The organism is Porphyromonas uenonis DSM 23387 = JCM 13868 (assembly GCF_000482365.1).
In the GTDB taxonomy this organism is placed as follows: Bacteria; Bacteroidota; Bacteroidia; order Bacteroidales; family Porphyromonadaceae; genus Porphyromonas; species Porphyromonas uenonis.
Window position 1 is genome coordinate 357,188 of record NZ_KI535306.1, and the last position, 18,991, is coordinate 376,178.

Here is an 18,991-nt window from a genome sequence, read left to right on the forward strand (position 1 = left end):
AAATGCTGTGCTGAGTAAGAGATCTTATAAGGAACTAAGCGGTAAGAGCTGTAGTTGTGACGAATTGGTCACGCTGGTGGCGGAGCGGATGAATCGTTGCGCGCCCTTTGCTTGCTTTCGCCTACCTGGCGAAGGTCGTGCGGTGCATGAGATCGGGCTACAGCACGAGGCTCGGGCTGTGGCGACTACGGCTGAGGAGCTGAGAGAGCGGAAGCATTTGGCGGGCTTTCTGATGGCACCCTTTGCGGTAACGGCTGAGACGCCGATGCTTTGGATCGAAGAGGAGCTGGGGAAGCAAGGGACGAGGGTGCTACAGCTTGCGGCGTGTGACGAGGCAGAGCTAGAGAGCTTTCCGCCTGTGGCACCGATACCGCAGGCTTTACCCGATAGTTACCGAGTCACTTTCGCTCGCTTTATGAGACTGTTGCATAAAGGCGAATCGCTGTGTTGCTTTCGGGATTCGGCTTCGGTCACATACAGAGGTATGCTCCCTTCAGACCTCACCCTCAGCGCCTTGCGCTTCATCCTTTCTGCAAAGTCAGGACAATCTTGCAAGCAAGATTGTGAGACTGTTGACTTTTGCAACAGTCGCTTTATGGAGCATCTGCAGGACGGGATAGCGGAGAAGCTTGTCTTGGCGCACCGTGTCGAACTGCCCAGCATCGCTACGGCACAAGTGGTTGGCGCCTTTGACAAAGCCTTGACACACTACCCGAATGCTTTCGTGTCGCTCTGCTACACGCCTCAGTCGGGGCTATGGCTCTGCGCCTCGCCGGAGATGCTCCTCCGAGGGGACGGCACCGACTGGCAGACGGTGGCACTGGCTGGAACGATGCCTCGGCAGGCGGATGGCGAGCCGTCCGTCTGGAGTGAGAAGAATCGGCGGGAGCATCGCTATGTGCAGCGCTTCATCGGAGAGCTACTGGAGCGGGAGGGGATCCCCTACCGTGCGCTTGATGTGGAAACGACAACGACGGGGCAGCTGCAACATTTGCAGGCTCGCTTCGCTCTGCAGCTTCCCGAGGAGTACGCGCCGATCACCTTGGCGGAGCGCCTTCACCCCACGCCAGCCGTCTGTGGCACGCCCCAGCGAGTGGCGCAGCGTCTGATCCTCGAGGAGGAGTCTGCAGCGCGCTCTTACTATGCAGGCTTCCTGGGGTGGTACGAGCCTGAGCGGCGGGTCGATCTTTTTGTCCAGATACGCTGTCTGCAGTTGCTCCCCGAGCAAGCTCTACGGCTCTATGCGGGAGGCGGTATCGTGCGTGGGTCCAGTCTAGAGAGCGAATGGCAGGAGGTCCTGCACAAGCTCTCGGCAATACATAGTCTTATAAGGTAAAGAAGGAAGGAGCGCAATGATACCGATGGACGATCCTGTGATCAGCGAACTAATCGCTCTGCTTCAAGCACACGGCGTGCGTGACGTGGTGCTCTGCCCGGGCAGTCGCAATGCGCCACTCGTACATGCGCTCAGCCACCAGCTCACGGGGGCGACCTGTCACTCGATCATTGATGAGCGCAGCGCAGGCTTCTACGCCCTTGGCTTGGCACTCGCCACGCATAGAGCGGTCGTGGTCTGCTGCACCTCTGGCACGGCGGTGGCAAACCTGCACCCAGCGGTCGCTGAGGCTTACTATCAGGGTGTCCCGCTGGTTATCCTGTCGGCCGATAGACCCGAGCGATGGATCGGGCAGTGGGCTGGGCAAACGCTTCCTCAGCCAGGACTCTTCGGCTCACTGGTACGTAAAGCGGTACAGCTCTCCGAGCCACACACCGATGAGGAGCGGTGGTACTGCAACCGTCTGATCAACGAAGCGCTTCTCGCAGCGCTGGCTCCGCTCCCAGGGCCCGTACAGATCAATGTTCCGATCAGCGACCCGAGCGTCTCTCTGCTCCCGCCAACTCCAGCAGAGCAACAGTCTGAGCCGAGCGACAGACGACCCATCGGAATGCAGCCAGGACGCCATATCGAGCAACTCTGTCCGTGTGGTGTGGATGCGCAGGCGGTCAAGCCGTTGCTAGCGAGGCTCGCCACGTTCGAGCGCAAGATGATATTGGTAGGACAGGAGACTTGGACAGCTACGACTAGCGCAGGGGCGGCCTTTCCGCAAAGCTTGCGGGAGCAGTTCCTCTGCATCGGCGAGTCGCTCTCCAATAGGCCCGTGACGATCTGTTCGCTTGATGCGCTCCTAGCGTCTCTCAGCGAGACGGATCGACGAGCCCTGCAGCCCGACCTGCTGATCACCCTCGGAGGGCATATCGTCTCCAACAAGATAAAGCAGTACCTGCGCAACTATCCGCCACGCGAGACGTGGCACCTGTCGCCTGATCCCAGCGTGGTGGATCTCTTTTGCAGTCTCAACGAGTTGATCACGGCTCCTGTCGGGCCATTCCTTGAAATAATGGCGCAGGGCTTGGAGACGCTGGCGCAGGGCTTGGCTGGTCAGGCTAGCTCTCCCTACGTCCTTCAGTGGCGGGAGCGAATTGATCGACTGCCGCCACCGACGCCACGCTACAGTTCTCTGGCCGTGGTGGGAAACCTTCTGAGTCATCTCCCCGAAGAGCCTTGCGTATTACACCTAGCGAACAGTTCGTCGGTGCGCTATGCGGAGCTTTTTCGCAAGCCTCGTCGGCTTCTCACGCTTTGCAATCGAGGCACCAGTGGCATAGAGGGTTCGCTCTCGACCGCCTTAGGCTTTGCCCGCCAGAGAGCCGAGGAGCGCCACTTCATCGTCATCGGGGACCTGAGCTTCTTCTACGATCTCAATGCGCTGGGGCTCCCCGAGGTGGGGAGCAACGTGCGGGTGCTCCTGCTCAACAACCAGCGAGGAAGCATCTTCCAGAGCCTGCCGACCTTAGAGATGGACCCGCTGTCGCGACGCTACATCACCGCCGAGCATCAGCTGCGAGCGCAGGGCTGGGCCGAGAGCTGTGGCTGGGAGTACCTATCGGTGCACGAGGCAAGCGAGCTCGAGGAGACGATGGCTTACTTCGTCGGCCCCGCCGAGCGTCCTCGCCTCCTCGAGGCTTTCGTCTCCTCAGAGGATGAGATCGCCGAACTACAGACCTATTTCAAGCAATTACAACCAAGAGAAGAGTTATGAGTGAAAAGAACCAAAGGGTGTGGAAGCCCCTCAAAGCGTACGAAGATATCCTCTTTGACTACTACAACGGCATCGCTCGCATCACGATCAATCGTGAGCGCTACCGCAACGCCTTTACGCCGACCACGACGGCCGAGATGAGCGACGCTCTGCGCATCTGCCGTGAGGATCAGAGTATCAACGTGGTGGTCCTGACGGGCGCTGGCGACAAGGCGTTTTGCTCTGGCGGAGATCAAAACGTCAAGGGTCGGGGTGGCTACATTGGCAAGGACGGCGTGCCTCGCCTGAGTGTCCTAGACGTGCAGAAGCAGATCCGCAGTATCCCCAAGCCTGTCATCGCGGCGGTCAATGGTTACGCCATCGGCGGCGGACATGTCCTCCACGTGGTGTGCGACCTCTCGATCGCTTCGGAGAATGCTATCTTCGGTCAGACGGGTCCCCGTGTGGGTAGCTTCGATGCGGGCTTTGGTTCCTCCTATCTGGCTCGTGTCGTGGGACAAAAGAAGGCGCGTGAGATATGGTTCCTCTGCCGCCAATACTCCGCTCAGGAGGCTCTCGACATGGGGCTGGTAAACAAGGTGGTGCCTCTCGACCAGCTGGAAGATGAGTACGTGCAGTGGGCGGAGGAGATGATGTTGCTGAGTCCGCTCGCCCTTCGCATGATCAAGGCGGGGCTCAATGCCGAGCTGGACGGTCAGGCAGGTATCCAAGAGCTGGCGGGCGATGCGACGCTCCTCTACTACCTCACGGACGAAGCGCAGGAGGGCAAGAACGCTTTCCTGGAGAAGCGCAAGCCCAACTTCGAGCAGTACCCTAAGTTTCCCTAGCCGCCGATGTCACCACACGAGAGCATCCTTCACCTCCCTGCACTGCTACCACAGATAGCTGAGCGGGTGACCATTAGCGTGGAGCCGTACACCCTGCGCTTCCGTCGCCCTGCCAAGACCTCCCGTGGCGAGTACGAGACGAAGCGGGTCTACTACCTACGCCTCCAAAGCCTCGAGCAGGCAGGTCATGTGGGCTGTGGCGAGTGCGCCCCGATGCCTCAGCTCAGCTGCGACGATCTGCCCAACTATCAGGCTGTGCTGGAGCAGCTGACGGGTCAGATGGCGCAGGCTCCCGAACGGTTCGACTTGGCTTCGCTGCGCCCCTACCCTTCCATCGCTTTTGGCTTAGCCACAGCAATCAACAGCTTCATCGCTGCCGGCCACAGTAGTGAGGAGGGGGCGGTAAAGCCCTTTTGCGATACCCCTTTCACCCGTGGCGAGCTGGGTATCCCGATCAATGGATTGATCTGGATGGGCGACAAAGCCTATATGTACGAGCAGATCAAAGCTAAGCTGGCGCAAGGCTTTCGATGCCTGAAGCTTAAGATCGGCGGAATAGACTTTTCCGAAGAGCTAGAGCTACTCCGCTACGTGCGGCAGCACTTCTCGCCTGAGGAGATGGAGCTGAGGGTGGACGCCAACGGAGCGTTTGCCCCAGAGGTGGCTCTGGAGCGACTGAAAAGGCTGAGCGACTTTCACCTACACTCCATCGAGCAGCCGATCCCTGCGAGCGATCAGTGGGACGAGCTGGCCAAGCTCACGTCAGCGTCGCCACTCCCCATAGCACTCGACGAGGAGCTCATCGGGATCCACAGCCGAGAGCGCAAGGCGCAACTACTAGACGAAGGCAAGCCGCACTACATCATCCTCAAGCCGTCGCTCCATAGCGGGATCGATGAGTGGATCGAGCTCGCCGAGGAGCGAGGCATCGGCTGGTGGGCAACCTCAGCGCTGGAGTCAAACGTAGGGCTTAGCGCCATCGCTCAGTGGGTCAGCCAGTACCCGATCGTCCGCCCGCAAGGACTTGGCACAGGAGCTCTCTATCTCAACAACACGCCCTCCACGCTGCAACTCGTAGGCGACCAGATGTTTTTTAGAGAGGTTAGAGATTAGAAGTTAGAAATTAGCTTTTGGCTTTTGGCCGTTAGCTTTTAGCCACCAATAGCCAACAGCTAAGAGCTAAGAGCCAACAGCCAAGAGCTAAGAGCCAACAGCTAAGAGCCAACAGCCAATAGCCAAGAGCTAACAGCCAACAGCTAACAGCCAACAGCTAACAGCCAACAGCCATCCCATGTCCGAGCACCTATATATAGACAGCGCACGAGTAGATGCAGAGAGCTTAGAGCCGTTCGCCCGAGGGCTAGCACCCGAGCGGATAGCGGTACTAGAGCCACTGCTCACCTTCCTCAGGGAGTGGTGGAGCGAAGAGGAGTGTGTGACCGTCCAAACCTCCGGCTCGACTGGCACGCCCAAACGGCTTCAGCTGGCGAAGCTTGCCATGCGACGTAGCGGACTCAGGAGCAACCGCTACTTCCAGATCCAAGCGGGCACTCATCTCCTCCTCGCGATGGACCTTCGCTACATAGGCGCTAAGATGATGGTGGTGCGTGCCTTACTCGCAGGAGCCGAGCTAGTCGTGGTGCCCCCCTCGAGCCATCCGCTAGCGACGCTCAATGTAGCACCGCAGTTCGTCTCCCTCGTCCCCCTACAGCTACACCACACCCTGGAGGTGCCAGCGGAGCGTGAACGGCTCAGTCAGGCTGAGCAACTGATCATCGGGGGCGGAGCCATTCACCCCACCGTGGAGGCGCAGCTCAGCACGCTCCCCGTGTCAGCTTTCGCCACTTATGGCATGACAGAGACCATCTCGCACATCGCCCTGAGACGGCTCAACGGTCCTCACGCCTCGCCTCTCTTCTATCCCCTCGAGGGAGTGCACCTCACCCAGGGCACCGAAGGCGAACTCATCATTGAGGATCGCCTGGTTTACCCCGATGGTCCTCGCCTCACGACCCATGATCTCGTCGAGCTACACCCCGATGGTGGCTTTACCATCGTGGGGCGAGCCGACAACATCATCAACAGTGGCGGGATCAAGATAAGCCCCGAGCCAATCGAGCGAAAGCTTGCCGAAGTCCTAGATAGACCGCTCGCCATCAGCTGGATAGCCGATGCAGCTCTAGGGCAAAAGCTGGTACTCGTACTAGAAGGCGACAGCCTCGCCGAAGGCTTTACAGAAACTCTTACTGAAGCCTACCAAGAGATCCTACCACCCTACCACCGCCCCAAAGAGATCCGTCTCGTGTCGCACTTGCCACACAATGACAACGGCAAGCTTGATCGCCGAGCTCTCCAAAGGCTACTCCTCACCTCCACAAACTAAAGAAGAGTAGGAACGCACTAGACAGTGTGTTCCTACTCTTCTTTATTTATTCAGCGGTGATGCCGTGCCGTGAAACTAACTGCGGGGACAGCCAGCGCACTGTCTGATTTGCTGGAAGAAGTCGTTGCCCTTGTCATCGACCAGGATGAACGCAGGGAAGTTTTCCACCTCTATGCGCCAGATCGCCTCCATGCCTAGCTCGGGATACTCCAAGCACTCGACGCGCTTGATGCTCTCCTTCGCTAGGATAGCTGCGGGACCACCGATGCTACCGAGGTAAAAGCCTCCATGTGCCTTGCAAGCGTCCGTAACCTGCTGACTACGATTGCCCTTAGCTATCATAACGAGGCTACCGCCATGGCTTTGGAAGAGATCCACATAAGGATCCATACGTCCTGCCGTGGTGGGACCGAAAGAGCCGCTCGGCATCCCCTCAGGCGTCTTGGCGGGACCAGCGTAGTAGATCGGGTGATCCTTGATGTACTGAGGTAACTCCTCACCACGATCGAGGCGCTCCTTGAGCTTGGCGTGGGCTATGTCACGTCCTACAACGATAGTGCCTGAGAGCGAGAGACGGGTAGAGACAGGGTACTGGCTCAGTTGCTTGCGTATCTCGTCCATCGGGCGGTTGAGGTCCACCTTCACGACCTCGCCTTCGGTGCCGTGGCGCATCGATTCGGGGATGAGTCGTGCGGGGTGCTTCTCGAGTCGCTCGATCCACAGTCCATCCTTATTGATCTTAGCCCGCACATTGCGATCGGCAGAGCAACTCACACCTAGTCCGACTGGACAGGAAGCTCCATGGCGTGGCATGCGGATGACTCGTATGTCATGGGCGAAATACTTACCGCCAAACTGCGCTCCGAGACCAATCTCGTGGGTCGCCTCCAGGAGCCGCTGCTCCATCTCTAGATCACGGAAGGCGTGTCCCAGCTCGTTGCCCTTGGTCGGTAGCTCGTCGTAGTACTTAGCACTGGCGAGCTTGACCGTCTTGAGGTTTGCCTCTGCTGAGGTGCCTCCGATGACGAAAGCAATGTGATAAGGCGGGCAGGCGGCGGTGCCTAGCGAACGCATCTTCTCAACTAAGAAGGGGAAGAGCCGCTCCTCCGTGAGGAGTGCTTTGGTCTCCTGATAGAGGTAAGTCTTATTGGCAGAGCCACCGCCCTTAGCGATAAAGAGGAACTTATACTCGTCACCCTCGGTCGCCATCAGATCGATCTGCGCGGGGAGGTTGCACCCCGTATTGACCTCACGGTACATGTCGAGGGGCGCATTTTGCGAATAGCGGAGGTTGTAGCGCGTGTAGGTGTCGTAGACGCCGTGCGAGAGGTACTCCTCGTCGCAAGCGCCAGTCCAGACGTTTTGACCTTTCTTACCCAAGATGATGGCGGTACCCGTGTCTTGGCAGAAGGGAAGCTGCCCCAGAGCGCTCACCTCGGCATTGCGCAGGAAGGTGAGAGCGACAAACTTATCATTGTCCGAAGCCTCCGGGTCGGACAGTATCGATGCGACCTGCTCCTGATGAGCGGGACGTAGGTAGAAGGCTACATCGTGCATAGCTCGCTCCGCAAGTATGCGTAGCGCCTCAGGATCGACCTGGAGCATCTGGTGACCATTGCAGTCGACCGTGTGCACGTAGTCAGAGGTGATTAACTCGTACTCAGTCCGATCGGGTCCTACGGGATACATCGGCTGGTACTTAAACGGTGGTGTGGGCATCTCTCGTGTGTCTGTTAAGTGTGTACGGAGTCTGCCAACGGATTGGTCAGACTCAAATAGTGGGAAAAGCAAGAGACTGAGTGCTAGGGTCTGCTCCTTAGAAGTCTAAGCGTGCGTCCCCCCTGCATTCAGTCTCTATCAGGTTAAGAGGCGTGGCCTCTGTGTAGTTTATCTTACCAAGCGAAGATAGGTAGTGGAGACATCATCTCGTTGACCTCCTTACGAACCTTAGCTATCTCAGCCTCGTTCTCAGGATCGCGGAGTACGCGGTCGATGAGCTCGACGATGTATGGCATCTTGTCCTCCTTGACACCACGCGTCGTGATAGCGGGCGTACCCACACGGATACCAGAGGTCTGGAATGCAGAGCGTGAGTCGAAGGGAACCATGTTCTTATTGACCGTGATATCAGCACGTACGAGTGCATTCTCAGCTACCTTACCCGTTAGGTCAGGGTACTTAGAGCGTAGGTCGATGAGGAGGCAGTGATTGTCCGTACCGCCAGAGATACAGTTGTAGCCCATCTTGACGAAAGCCTCGCCAAGCGCCTTAGCGTTCTTCATGACCTGCTTCTGATACTCCTTAAATGAAGGATCAAGAGCCTCACCAAAGGCAACAGCCTTAGCAGCGATGACATGCTCTAGCGGACCACCCTGGATGCCTGGGAAGACAGCCGAGTTGAGTAGCTGAGACATCATCTTGACAGCGCCCTTAGGTGTCTTGAGACCCCAAGGATTCTCAAAGTCCTTACCCATGAGGATGATACCACCACGAGGACCACGTAGAGTCTTGTGCGTCGTAGAGGTGACGATGTGAGCATACTTGACAGGGTTCTCGAGTAGACCAGCAGCGATCAGACCAGCGGGGTGAGCCATGTCAACCATAAAGATAGCGCCGATCTCGTCAGCTACCTTGCGGAAGCGTGCGTAGTCCCACTCGCGGCAGTAAGCTGATCCACCAGCGATGATGAGCTTAGGCTTGTGCTGGCGAGCTAGCTGCTCCATCTCGTCGTAGTCGACCGTACCAGTCTCCTTGCTCAGGTTGTAACCTATAGGATTGTAGAGGATACCAGAGCTATTAACAGGCGAACCGTGTGAGAGGTGACCACCGTGGTCTAGGTTTAGACCCATGAAAGTGTCGCCTGGCTTGAGGCAGGTGAAGAGGACTGCCATGTTTGCCTGAGCACCTGAGTGTGGCTGCACGTTGGCATACTCAGCGCCAAAGAGCTTCTTAACACGCTCTATAGCTAAGCTTTCAGACTTGTCCACTACCTCGCAACCGCCGTAGTAACGCTTGCCGGGGTATCCCTCAGCGTACTTGTTGGTCATACAGCTACCCATAGCCTGCATGACCTGGTCGCTGACAAAGTTCTCAGAGGCAATCAGCTCAATGCCCTTTTGCTGGCGCTGATGCTCCTGTTCGATCAGATCAAAGATTTCTTGGTCTCTTTTCATTCTAGGTGAAATTAAATACGTTAGTCGTCATACATCGGGTGTGCGAAGGCCCCCGCCCCTCTAGCGCAAGCGGTGGCTCACACAATTCACTCGCAAAGATAACAATAATATCTGAGCTGAGACAATCTTGGCGACAGCCATCCAGGGATGACGCATCATAAAAATGAGCTCGTTTCATTTCCTACCTAGGAATTGCCCAAATTCCTCCGTAGATATTTCTGATTTGCTACCTAGGAAATGGAAAATTCTTCGGACTTATGATTTGATTCCTCCGAAGTTTCATTTGATTCCTCCGAAGAATTTTTTATTTCCTAGGTAGGAATTGGGGCAATTCCTAGGTAGCTATTGGACAAATTCCTAGGTAGGAATTCCATTCTTCGGGAGGAAGGTGTAATCTGTGAGGTCTCGTAGCCACTCTGTAGTGATACTCGAACCGGGTATCACTAGCTATCGTCATGTACCACTCCTAGCCAGCTGGCTATCATGCGCCAGCCATCGCAGGGGGTCTAGCTATATAAGTGGAAATAATTATCTTTGCCACATCTTAGTGTAAACGTAGTACGGTATGAAACGAACCTATTGGACCCTCGGTCTGCTCTTTGCCTTGTCACTCCTCATGACGATGAGTTGCAGTGGCGAAGACCCTATCAAGGCTAAGCGTATCGCTATCGAGAACGGCACCTACAAGCCTAAGCCCAAGCCTGAGCCAGAGCCGGACCCCAATCCGGATCCCGACCCCAACCCCAATCCTGATCCTGATCCTGATGACAAAATGGATCTACAGAATGTCACCTTCACCTTTGACAACTGGGTCAAGCCAAAGGGTTCTTACCAGCTACCCGTAGAGAAGAGTCTCTCTAAGCTACTTGCGGGCGACCCCTACTGGATGTCTGCAAGCAATGTGGGGGCTGCCAAGGCACTAAAGCTCACCTATCCAGTACGACCTCTGACATCTGGTCGTACAGGACAAGCTCTGGAGCTGGAAACCATTAAAGGAATGCCTATCGTTCGAAAAGGCATCATCGCTGGAGCTCTTTACTGCGGATCTCTGGACGAGGGCATTATGACCTCCAAGCCTCTAGAGTCCACAAAGTTTGGGCAACCCGTCTTTGCTATACCGCTTTCTATCAAAGGGTACTACCAGTGGCTCCCTGGCAAAGACTTGGTTGATGGGACGAAGAAGAACCAGGTGATCAAAGGACAGGACGAGGCTACCATCGCCTGCGTCTTTTACGACATCTCGCAAGACGACAGCTACCTCAGTGGTAAGACGCTCTACTCCGACTCACGTATCTTAGCAAAGGTACAGCTACACCCCACCCCTACGAAGGATGGCGCCTGGACACCTTTTGAAGGGAAGCTGGAGGTTATCGCAGGAAAAGAGGCTGCCTACAAGCAGATAGACCTTCAGAAAGGCAAGTACCGCATGGCACTTATCTTCTCGTCGAGTGCTCGCGGCGACCAATTCATCGGAGCTGTCGGCAGTCGCCTGCGCATCGACGACTTTACTGTGACACTCGGCATACCCACCAAGAAGTAACCCGCTACAGATATGACTATACGGCAACTACACAGGGGGGCTATCGGTCTCCTGCTGGCACTCCTCACGACTCCTCTATTATGGGCACAGACGCCTAAGGAAAACAAAAAAGATAATCTTGAGTTCGGCGTCAAGGCTGGTCTCAATATCGGAGCTACCACACCACTGCCCAAACCGAAGGCTATTGACAAGATCTATACGTGGAATCCCCACATGAACATAGCCATCAAGGGGTGGCTCTCCTACCAGCTTCCCGATACCAAAGGGTGGCACCTAGACACCGGTCTAGAAATGGAGCGCAAGGGAATGTATGTCTGTACCCATGCGACAGATATGCGCATCAATATGGGCGATGGGCAGGAAGCTGCGTGGGGACTCTTTACGGGCAATAACAGCACCGAGTTCATCAACTACTACCTCACGCTCCCGATGCTGGTCGCCTACCACACGAATAGCGACAAGTTTCGCATGCAAGTAGGCTTCTACCTCTCCTACCTGATGCAGCAGAGCTTTAAGGTAACGCTGGATGGTGACGGCACGCTCAATGGAGAAGCCATCGCCCCAGGTCATCTCGTCGACTACGACCTGTCGGATCACTTCAACAAGCTAGACATGGGCGTCAGAATAGGCTTCGACTACTTCTTTCACCAGCGTCTCGGCGTGACCGCACAGCTCAACATGAGCTTCGAGCCTGCTCTGGATAGAAGCTTTACGATGATGCCTTTCCCGCTGTACAATATCTACGCTTTTGCGGGCTTTGCTTACCGCATCTAAGGCATCAGTCACAACCTTCCTAGACTCCGCAAATCGGGCTATCCGTTTTGAGGTATCTCGGTCAGACGGCAAATAGTTTTTTACTACCTTTGTGCTGCAGTGGTGTGGGGCAGCTGAGCACGCTCCACACCCTGTGTATGACACCCACCGAGTCCACCACACTATGCACGCTAGCCTTGTCATCATACCGACCTACAACGAGAGCGAGAATGTCGCTGAGATGATTCGCGCTGTCCTGGCACTGCCAGAAGCCTTCGACCTGCTGATCCTGGATGACAATTCGCCAGACGGGACCGCTGAGATCGTCCGTACGCTACAGCAGGAGACGGACTACACAGACCGTCTGCATCTGATCGTGCGCCCAGGCAAGATGGGACTAGGCACCGCCTATCTCACAGGCTTCGAGTGGGCTCTAGAGCATGGCTACGACTATATCTTTGAGATGGATTGCGACTTTAGCCATCCACTCTCGGCACTACCCCATCTCCTACGTGCGGTCTCTGAGGAGGGCTACGATGTGGCGGTAGGCTCGCGCTACGTGCGGGGTGGCGGGGTCAAGGATTGGCCACTGAACCGTATCCTCATGAGCTATCTCGCATCGGTCTACGTGCGCCTCGTCACCTGGCTGCCCGTACGAGACACGACAGCGGGCTTCGTCTGCTACAGACGTGAGGTGCTGGAGGCGATGAGACTAGACGAGGTGCACTTCAAGGGCTACGCCTTCCAGATTGAGATGAAGTACACGGCTCACTGTCTGGGCTTCAAGATCAAGGAGGTGCCCATCACCTTTGTCAATCGTAAGCTCGGAAGCTCGAAGATGAATGGGTCGATCTTTGGCGAAGCCTTCACGGGTGTCCTCAAGCTACGCTACTGGCGACTCTTCAAGGGCTTTCCCAAGCGTCGTAATCCTGAGAAATAATATGAAACAGATCATACTCGGAGCTACCTTAATCAACGAAGGTCGGCAGGTCGTCGGCTCCGTATGCCTCTCCGACGAGCGAATTGAGTCTATATATATAGGTGTGGACCAAGCGTCTGACCTCCCAGACGAACTGCTCCAAGGAGCGGAGGTCGTGGATGCACACGGGTTCTGGCTACTACCAGGTTGCATCGATGATCAGGTGCACTTTAGAGAGCCTGGACTGACTCACAAGGGCGACATTGCGCACGAGAGCCGTGCTGCCGTGGCTGGCGGTGTAACCTCCTACATGGACATGCCGAATGTAAAGCCTCCAACGGTCACCCTCGAGGCGCTCCTCGACAAGCGTCAGCGCGCTCAGGAGACAAGCTGGGCAAACTACGCCTTTTACTTCGGCGGGACCAATGACAATGCGCCCGAAGCGTGTGCCATTGACCCAGCCTTGATCCCTGGGTACAAGCTCTTCCTAGGAGCCTCCACGGGGAATATGCTGGTGGACAGCGAGGAGGCTCTCGACTACTTCTTCGCCCATGCCCCTAAGCTCATCGCCACGCATTGCGAGAGCGAGGAGATCATCACACGCAATAAAGAGCTTTACCGCCAGCGATACGATGGGCATCCACCCATTGAGGCGCACCCGCTGATACGCTCTCGTGAGGCGTGCTACGCGTCTTCGCACAGCGCCATAGAGCGTGCCAAGCGTCTTGGGGCTAGGCTACACGTGCTACACCTATCGACAGCGGAGGAGATGGAGCTCTTCTCGGCAGCACCGCTTTCGCCAGAGAAGCGCATCACCGCTGAGGTGTGCGTCCACCACTTATGGTTTACCGATGAGGACTACAGCCGCCTAGGCAACCGAATCAAGTGGAATCCCGCAGTCAAGACGGCTCGTGACCGTGAGGCTCTACGCCAAGCGCTCGTCGAGGGGCGTATCGATGTAATAGCCACTGATCATGCACCTCACACGCTAGCCGACAAGGAGGGCGACGCTCTCACGGCAGCTTCGGGAGGTCCACTCGTACAGCACAGCCTTCTGATGATGCTGGAGCTGGCTCACGAGGGGCTTTGGTCGCCAGAACTAGTGGTTGAGAAGATGGCGCACGCTCCCGCCCAGCTCTTTGGGGTCCGTGAGCGGGGCTACATCCGCACAGGCTACTACGCCGACCTAGTCCTCGTCGATCCTCATCAGGAGACCACGGTGACTAAGGAGAGTCTCTACAGCAAGTGTGGCTGGTCGCCACTGGAGGGCTACACCTTCTCTCATCGCATCGTAGCTACTTGGGTCAATGGTCAGGTCGCTTACCGTGACGGTCAACTGACCAGTCGCCCACCTGTCCATGCGCTCACCTTCGCCTGAGCTGGCTCTTCCAAGAGAGCAAATCGATATTTGGGTGTCAAACCCTTTCGCTACGTGAGCGATTATTATTATATTTGCAGTCGGGTGTTGATCTCCAAAGAGATTGACCCCATAGGGTGGGCGCATGTCCGCCCCCCTTTGAATAGACACATAAATCAAAAAACAGTATAGCGTATGAATCTGTCACACATTGAGCATCTTGGGATAGCAGTCAAGAGCATAGAGGAGGCACTACCCTTCTTTGAGGGAGTCCTCGGACTAACCTGCTACAACATTGAGGAGGTCGCTGACCAGAAGGTGCGTACCGCATTCCTCAAGATAGGCGAGGTCAAGCTGGAGCTCCTAGAGCCCACAAGCGATGAGAGCCCTATTGCAAAGTTTATCGAGAAGCGTGGCGAGGGTATCCACCACCTAGCACTATCATCAGACGATGTGGCACCAGCCCTCGAGGAGCTCAAGGGCAAGGGCATACGCCTCATTGATGAGAAGCCTCGCAAGGGTGCTGAGGGTCTCAACATTGCCTTCGTTCACCCCAAGAGTGCACACGGCATACTCCTAGAGATCTGCGACTGCAAGGATGTCGCTAAGTAATATCGTCCAATCAAACAAACGCTACATAGAATAATGAGTGTACAACAAGAGAAGATAAAGCAACTCCTTGCCAAGCGTGAGGAGGCTCGTCTCGGAGGAGGCGAGGAGCGCATTGAGAAGCAACACGCTAAGGGCAAGTACACAGCTCGTGAGCGTATCGCTATGCTCCTCGATGAGGGTTCCTTTGAGGAGATAGACATGTTCGTCCAGCACCGCTGCACGAACTTTGGCATGGAGAAGAAGAAGTTCCTCGGGGACGGTGTCGTCGTAGGTAGTGGTACCATCGACGGACGTCTCGTCTACGTCTTCGCTCAGGACTTTACCGTCATCGGTGGCGCACTCGGTGAGATGCTCGCTGCTAAGATCTGCAAGGTCATGGACCTAGCCATGACTATGGGCGCTCCCTGTATCGGTCTCAACGACTCAGGTGGTGCGCGTATCCAAGAGGCGGTCAATGCGCTCTGTGGTTACGGCGAGATCTTCGAGCGCAACATCCTTGCTTCGGGCGTCATACCTCAGATCTCTGGTATCTTCGGTCCTTGCGCTGGTGGCGCTGTCTACTCGCCTGCACTGACCGACTTCAACATTATGGTACGCAACTCCAGCTACATGTTCCTCACGGGTCCTAAGGTGGTCAAGACGGTCACTGGCGAGGACGTCACACAGGAGGAGCTAGGCGGTGCAGACGTACACGCTTCTAAGAGTGGCGTGGCACACTTCGCCGTAGACAACGACGAGGCTGGCCTTCAGCTCATCCGTCAGCTGCTCTCCTTCCTGCCACAAAACAACATGGAGGAGCCACCCTTCGTCGCTTGCGACGATCCCGCAGACCGCTGTGAGGACCTGCTTAACGAGATCATCCCCGACTCGCCAAACCGTGCTTACGATATGTACGAAGTGATCGGAGCTATCGTGGACCATGGCGAGTTCCTCGAGGTACATCGTGACTACGCACGCAACATCATAGTCGGCTTCGCACGCTTCAACGGGCAGAGCGTCGGTATCGTAGCCAACCAGCCCAAGGTAATGGCTGGTAGCCTCGACTGCAACTCCTCTCGCAAGGCAGCACGCTTCGTACGCTTCTGCGACTCATTCAACATCCCCATCGTCACACTCGTCGACGTGCCGGGCTTCCTCCCAGGTACTGGTCAGGAGTACAACGCCGTCATCACACACGGTGCTAAGCTTCTCTACGCTTACGGCGAGGCTACCGTGCCTAAGATCACGGTTGTCCTACGCAAGGCATACGGTGGTGCCTACATCGTGATGGGCTCTAAGCACCTTCGCGCAGATATCAACTACGCTTGGCCCTCTGCCGAGATCGCCGTCATGGGTCCGTCAGGAGCTGTCGAGGTAGTCTTTGCCAAGGAGGTCAAGGCGAGCGACGATCCCGCCAAGACAGCTTTGGAGAAAGAGCAAGAGTATCGTGATGCTTTTGCCAATCCATACAATGCTGCTTCCTACGGTTACATCGATGACGTCATCGAGCCGAGGAACACTCGCTTCCGCATCGTCCGTGCGCTACAGCAGCTACGCACGAAGCGCCAGACGCTCCCCGCTAAGAAGCATGACAACGTACCTCTCTAATCCCTCCTACCGATGGCTACCAAGAAGATAGAAAAGGGTAAGAAGGCACCCGCCAAGAGAGCTAAAAAAGCAGCGCCAGCGCCCTCTCCCGAAGAGGTTGCTATAGCGCTCGCCTTAGCGCAGGCTCTGGGCTCCCCTCACGACGAGGAGTCCTACCGCCTGACGATACGGCACAAGGAGTTCGACCCCTGGTCGCTCAAGCTACAGAACATGCGTGTCACACCACAGAAGCAGTATTATATCTAATCCTAAACGGCAGTACCTTAGCAGGCTAGCTCGCTAGACTACTAAGCACCCATATCAAATCCCTTATGAAAGAATATAAGTATAAGATCGATGGCAAAGAGTACGCCGTCAAGATAGACAAGATCGAGGGTGACCAAGCTCAGCTAGAGGTCAACGGCACCCCATACAGCGTCGAGATCATACAGGAGAAGAAGGAGACCCCCAAGGTCGCCAAGTCTGCTCCTAAGTCAGCACCCGCTGCTACTGCAGCACCCGCACCCGCTGCGGCTCCAGCCTCCTCAGGCAAGGGCAAAGCGGTCAAGGCTCCCCTACCTGGCGTCATCATATCAGTAGACGTACAGGTCGGTCAGCAGGTCAAGCGCGGACAGCAGGTCGCTGTACTCGAGGCTATGAAGATGGAGAACGGCATCAACGCAGAGTGTGACGGCACCATCACCGAGATCAAGGTCAAGGCTGGAGACTCCATCCTAGAGGGTACAGACATCCTCATCATCGGATAAGGGGAGTCCTGACGACCAACTATAGAGCGAGCTGGGATTAAGTAGTGGATAGCAACAGAGCCCAGTAAGACCTAGTGGCACGGCTCCGCTACCTCTTACTTCGTCTTCTGCTGGTTGTCCACAGCTTATCCCCAGCTCGTTTGCATTACTCGTAATTCACTACACATAGACTTATCATTATGAAAAACTTACAACGTATCCTTGCAGCACTCACCGCAGTCATCTGCATGACCCTTGCAATGAGTAGTTGCAACCCCAAACAAGAGCCCAACCCTGGACCCGACACGACAGGCGTGGACACCACCGGTACTAAGCCTAATCCAGGGCCACAGCCCTTCCAGTCTATCCTCGAGCTAGATGACAATGGCAAGCTCACAGCCATCCCCTTCCCCTGCGTCGATTGGCTTGGTGGCGAGAAGGCTGTTCAAGCCTTCGAGCACAGCAAGGGTGCGACCTTCGAAGGCTCCGTGGATAAGAATGGCAAGAAGGTCCTTCGCTACAAGACGGGCGACCCCAAGGGACAGCAGCCCACACGTATGTATATCATCAACCCCAAGAACTCTCGCCTCGAGACCTCTTCCATACAGATTGCAGCGCATCTAGTTGCCGACGGAGACGACATCAATGACAACATGGAGATCCTGCTCTTCGACGCAGGCTATCAGAAGGTCCCCGAAGCTAAGGGCATCGCTTACTCCAACGGCACTTACCTGCTCGTTTTCTCTAAGGTCAACGATAGCTCCTGGGCTATCGCATACAAGTCCGCAGGCGATCCTGCCCAGCTCGCAGGCATCCTACAGATCAAGGACTTCCCCTATCTCAAGAAGGAGACCAAGATGAGTGCCTACACCTTTGAGGAGATCGATGCTTATGAGAAGAAGCTCGGGCTACGCAAGCAGACCAAGAAGACAGCGACCAGTGTCATCTACCAGGCGATAGAACCCAGCAAGGTGAACTTCACCTATGTTCGCTACGACATCAATCCCAATGACGAGAGCAAGTCTGGACCTATAGTCCGCACCGATCGCTTCTCAATGTCTATGTACAGACAGCCTGAGCTACGCTCTTACTTCGAGCTCAACGGCTTTACCTACGAGGGAGCATTCCAAATCTATGCACAGAAGTTTGTCAACAAGTCCCTCGCCGTACGTCTTCGCCTCTCCGACCAGAGACCTGGAGCCATCATCTCATTTGAAGACGCTCCCGACCTTTATCACAAGGATCCGAAACCTGTTGATCCCACTTTCCAGGCGCTCTACCTGCCACTGCTAGATGTCTTCGGTCAGGAGATCAGCAAGGACAGTCCCATCATCGCCCGTGAGAAAGAGTTACACCCCAACTTCTACGTTGAGTTTATCGCTGCCGATTCAATTAAAGGATATAAGCACGATGCCATTAAGGTGAACATGCCAGTTTACCTTCCTCCTGCTGATCGCAACAAGCCTCGTACGCTAAACTACGCCTACGAGTCAAAGAGTGGTTCGGCTATAGAGCAGATTTCTTACGTTTTCTCTCCAGACTGGGTGAAGGCCAAGATTGCAGGTGACAATGCCCTTATCAAGGACTTTATGACGAAGAACGGCTTTACTTACAAGGGGAAGGAGAAGATCGACGATCCTCGTATGACGTCTGAATATTACCAGTACTACAACGCTCAGCTAGGCATCTACTTTGAGTACAGCCTAGTTTCAAAGCCAATGCCTAATGCTATGGGTGTCTACACAAAGACTCCTGTAATAACATTCTAGTCTTATAGAGACAGAGTATTTACACAGAGCCAGCTCCTCGACCCATGAGCGTCGGAGAGCTGGCTTTCTGTCTATCGGGACAAGAAGCCTCCCTTTTTGCGCAAAATCGGGCCACGCTGGCCCGATTTCGCGCTTTTATTTCGTTGTTTTGGCCCGATCCGATGGCGTCACTAGCCTTTCTCTTGATGTGCACTTTTGGCGGTGTCGCAAGTTTTCCCTATCTTAGAGGGCGATTTTAACGAGTA

Annotated in this window: 16 protein-coding genes; 14 read left to right on the forward strand and 2 right to left on the reverse strand. The window is 55.6% G+C overall.

What is annotated here, in order from left to right:
* Nucleotides 1-7: 7 nt before the first annotated feature.
* From L215_RS10330 to L215_RS0105150, 5 genes are all read left to right on the forward strand, one after another.
* A complete protein-coding gene (locus L215_RS10330; RefSeq protein ID WP_027451447.1) occupies nucleotides 8-1,336 on the forward strand; it encodes a chorismate-binding protein in 1,329 nt (442 codons plus the stop codon).
* Nucleotides 1,337-1,352: 16 nt separating this feature from the next.
* Entirely contained in the window at nucleotides 1,353-3,101 is a 1,749-nt protein-coding gene (gene menD, locus L215_RS0105135) for a 2-succinyl-5-enolpyruvyl-6-hydroxy-3-cyclohexene-1-carboxylic-acid synthase (protein WP_027451448.1), read from the forward strand.
* The gene (menB, locus tag L215_RS0105140; RefSeq protein ID WP_007365282.1) at nucleotides 3,098-3,928 is read left to right on the forward strand and encodes a 1,4-dihydroxy-2-naphthoyl-CoA synthase; all 831 of its coding nucleotides are present in this window, start codon (nucleotides 3,098-3,100) and stop codon (nucleotides 3,926-3,928) included. Before menD ends, menB begins: the two co-directional genes overlap by 4 nt.
* Before the next feature lie 6 nt (nucleotides 3,929-3,934).
* Nucleotides 3,935-5,041: an o-succinylbenzoate synthase gene (locus tag L215_RS0105145; protein WP_025884276.1), complete on the forward strand. Its 1,107-nt coding sequence runs from the start codon at nucleotides 3,935-3,937 to the stop codon at nucleotides 5,039-5,041.
* A gap of 178 nt (nucleotides 5,042-5,219) precedes the next feature.
* Complete coding sequence (locus L215_RS0105150) at nucleotides 5,220-6,311, forward strand: AMP-binding protein (protein WP_025884277.1); 1,092 nt, start codon at nucleotides 5,220-5,222, stop codon at nucleotides 6,309-6,311.
* A gap of 75 nt (nucleotides 6,312-6,386) precedes the next feature.
* On the opposite strand, the gene L215_RS0105155 is transcribed toward L215_RS0105150, so the two are convergent.
* Together L215_RS0105155 and glyA are read right to left on the reverse strand one after the other, a co-directional pair.
* Nucleotides 6,387-8,030: a fumarate hydratase gene (locus tag L215_RS0105155; protein ID WP_027451450.1), complete on the reverse strand. Its 1,644-nt coding sequence runs from the start codon at nucleotides 8,028-8,030 to the stop codon at nucleotides 6,387-6,389.
* Between the two features lie 173 nt (nucleotides 8,031-8,203).
* Nucleotides 8,204-9,484, reverse strand: coding sequence for a serine hydroxymethyltransferase (gene glyA / locus L215_RS0105160; RefSeq protein WP_025884278.1), 1,281 nt, complete (start codon nucleotides 9,482-9,484; stop codon nucleotides 8,204-8,206).
* A 565-nt stretch (nucleotides 9,485-10,049) separates the two neighbouring features.
* On the opposite strand from glyA, the gene L215_RS0105165 reads away from it, so the two are divergent.
* The 9 genes from L215_RS0105165 (at nucleotide 10,050) to L215_RS0105205 (ending at nucleotide 18,746) form a co-directional block, all read left to right on the forward strand.
* Complete coding sequence (locus L215_RS0105165) at nucleotides 10,050-11,024, forward strand: PCMD domain-containing protein (protein ID WP_027451451.1); 975 nt, start codon at nucleotides 10,050-10,052, stop codon at nucleotides 11,022-11,024.
* A gap of 12 nt (nucleotides 11,025-11,036) precedes the next feature.
* On the forward strand, nucleotides 11,037-11,798 hold the full coding sequence (locus L215_RS0105170; RefSeq protein WP_025882823.1) for a porin family protein: 762 nt from the start codon (nucleotides 11,037-11,039) through the stop codon (nucleotides 11,796-11,798).
* A gap of 163 nt (nucleotides 11,799-11,961) precedes the next feature.
* Nucleotides 11,962-12,717, forward strand: coding sequence for a polyprenol monophosphomannose synthase (locus L215_RS0105175; RefSeq protein WP_027451452.1), 756 nt, complete (start codon nucleotides 11,962-11,964; stop codon nucleotides 12,715-12,717).
* 1 nt (nucleotide 12,718) lies between these two features.
* Nucleotides 12,719-14,074 carry a dihydroorotase gene (locus tag L215_RS0105180; protein ID WP_025882822.1) on the forward strand — a complete coding sequence of 452 codons (1,356 nt, stop codon included), beginning with the start codon at nucleotides 12,719-12,721 and terminating at the stop codon, nucleotides 14,072-14,074.
* Nucleotides 14,075-14,248: 174 nt separating this feature from the next.
* Complete coding sequence (mce, locus tag L215_RS0105185; protein WP_007366055.1) at nucleotides 14,249-14,665, forward strand: methylmalonyl-CoA epimerase; 417 nt, start codon at nucleotides 14,249-14,251, stop codon at nucleotides 14,663-14,665.
* 33 nt (nucleotides 14,666-14,698) lie between these two features.
* Nucleotides 14,699-16,252 carry an acyl-CoA carboxylase subunit beta gene (locus L215_RS0105190; RefSeq protein WP_027451453.1) on the forward strand — a complete coding sequence of 518 codons (1,554 nt, stop codon included), beginning with the start codon at nucleotides 14,699-14,701 and terminating at the stop codon, nucleotides 16,250-16,252.
* A 12-nt stretch (nucleotides 16,253-16,264) separates the two neighbouring features.
* Complete coding sequence (locus L215_RS0105195; protein ID WP_025882820.1) at nucleotides 16,265-16,498, forward strand: hypothetical protein; 234 nt, start codon at nucleotides 16,265-16,267, stop codon at nucleotides 16,496-16,498.
* Nucleotides 16,499-16,563: 65 nt separating this feature from the next.
* Nucleotides 16,564-16,998, forward strand: a complete 435-nt coding sequence (locus tag L215_RS0105200; protein ID WP_025882819.1) for an acyl-CoA carboxylase biotin carboxyl carrier protein subunit — start codon at nucleotides 16,564-16,566, stop codon at nucleotides 16,996-16,998.
* Between the two features lie 179 nt (nucleotides 16,999-17,177).
* Complete coding sequence (locus L215_RS0105205) at nucleotides 17,178-18,746, forward strand: hypothetical protein (protein ID WP_025882818.1); 1,569 nt, start codon at nucleotides 17,178-17,180, stop codon at nucleotides 18,744-18,746.
* Nucleotides 18,747-18,991 lie beyond the last annotated feature (245 nt).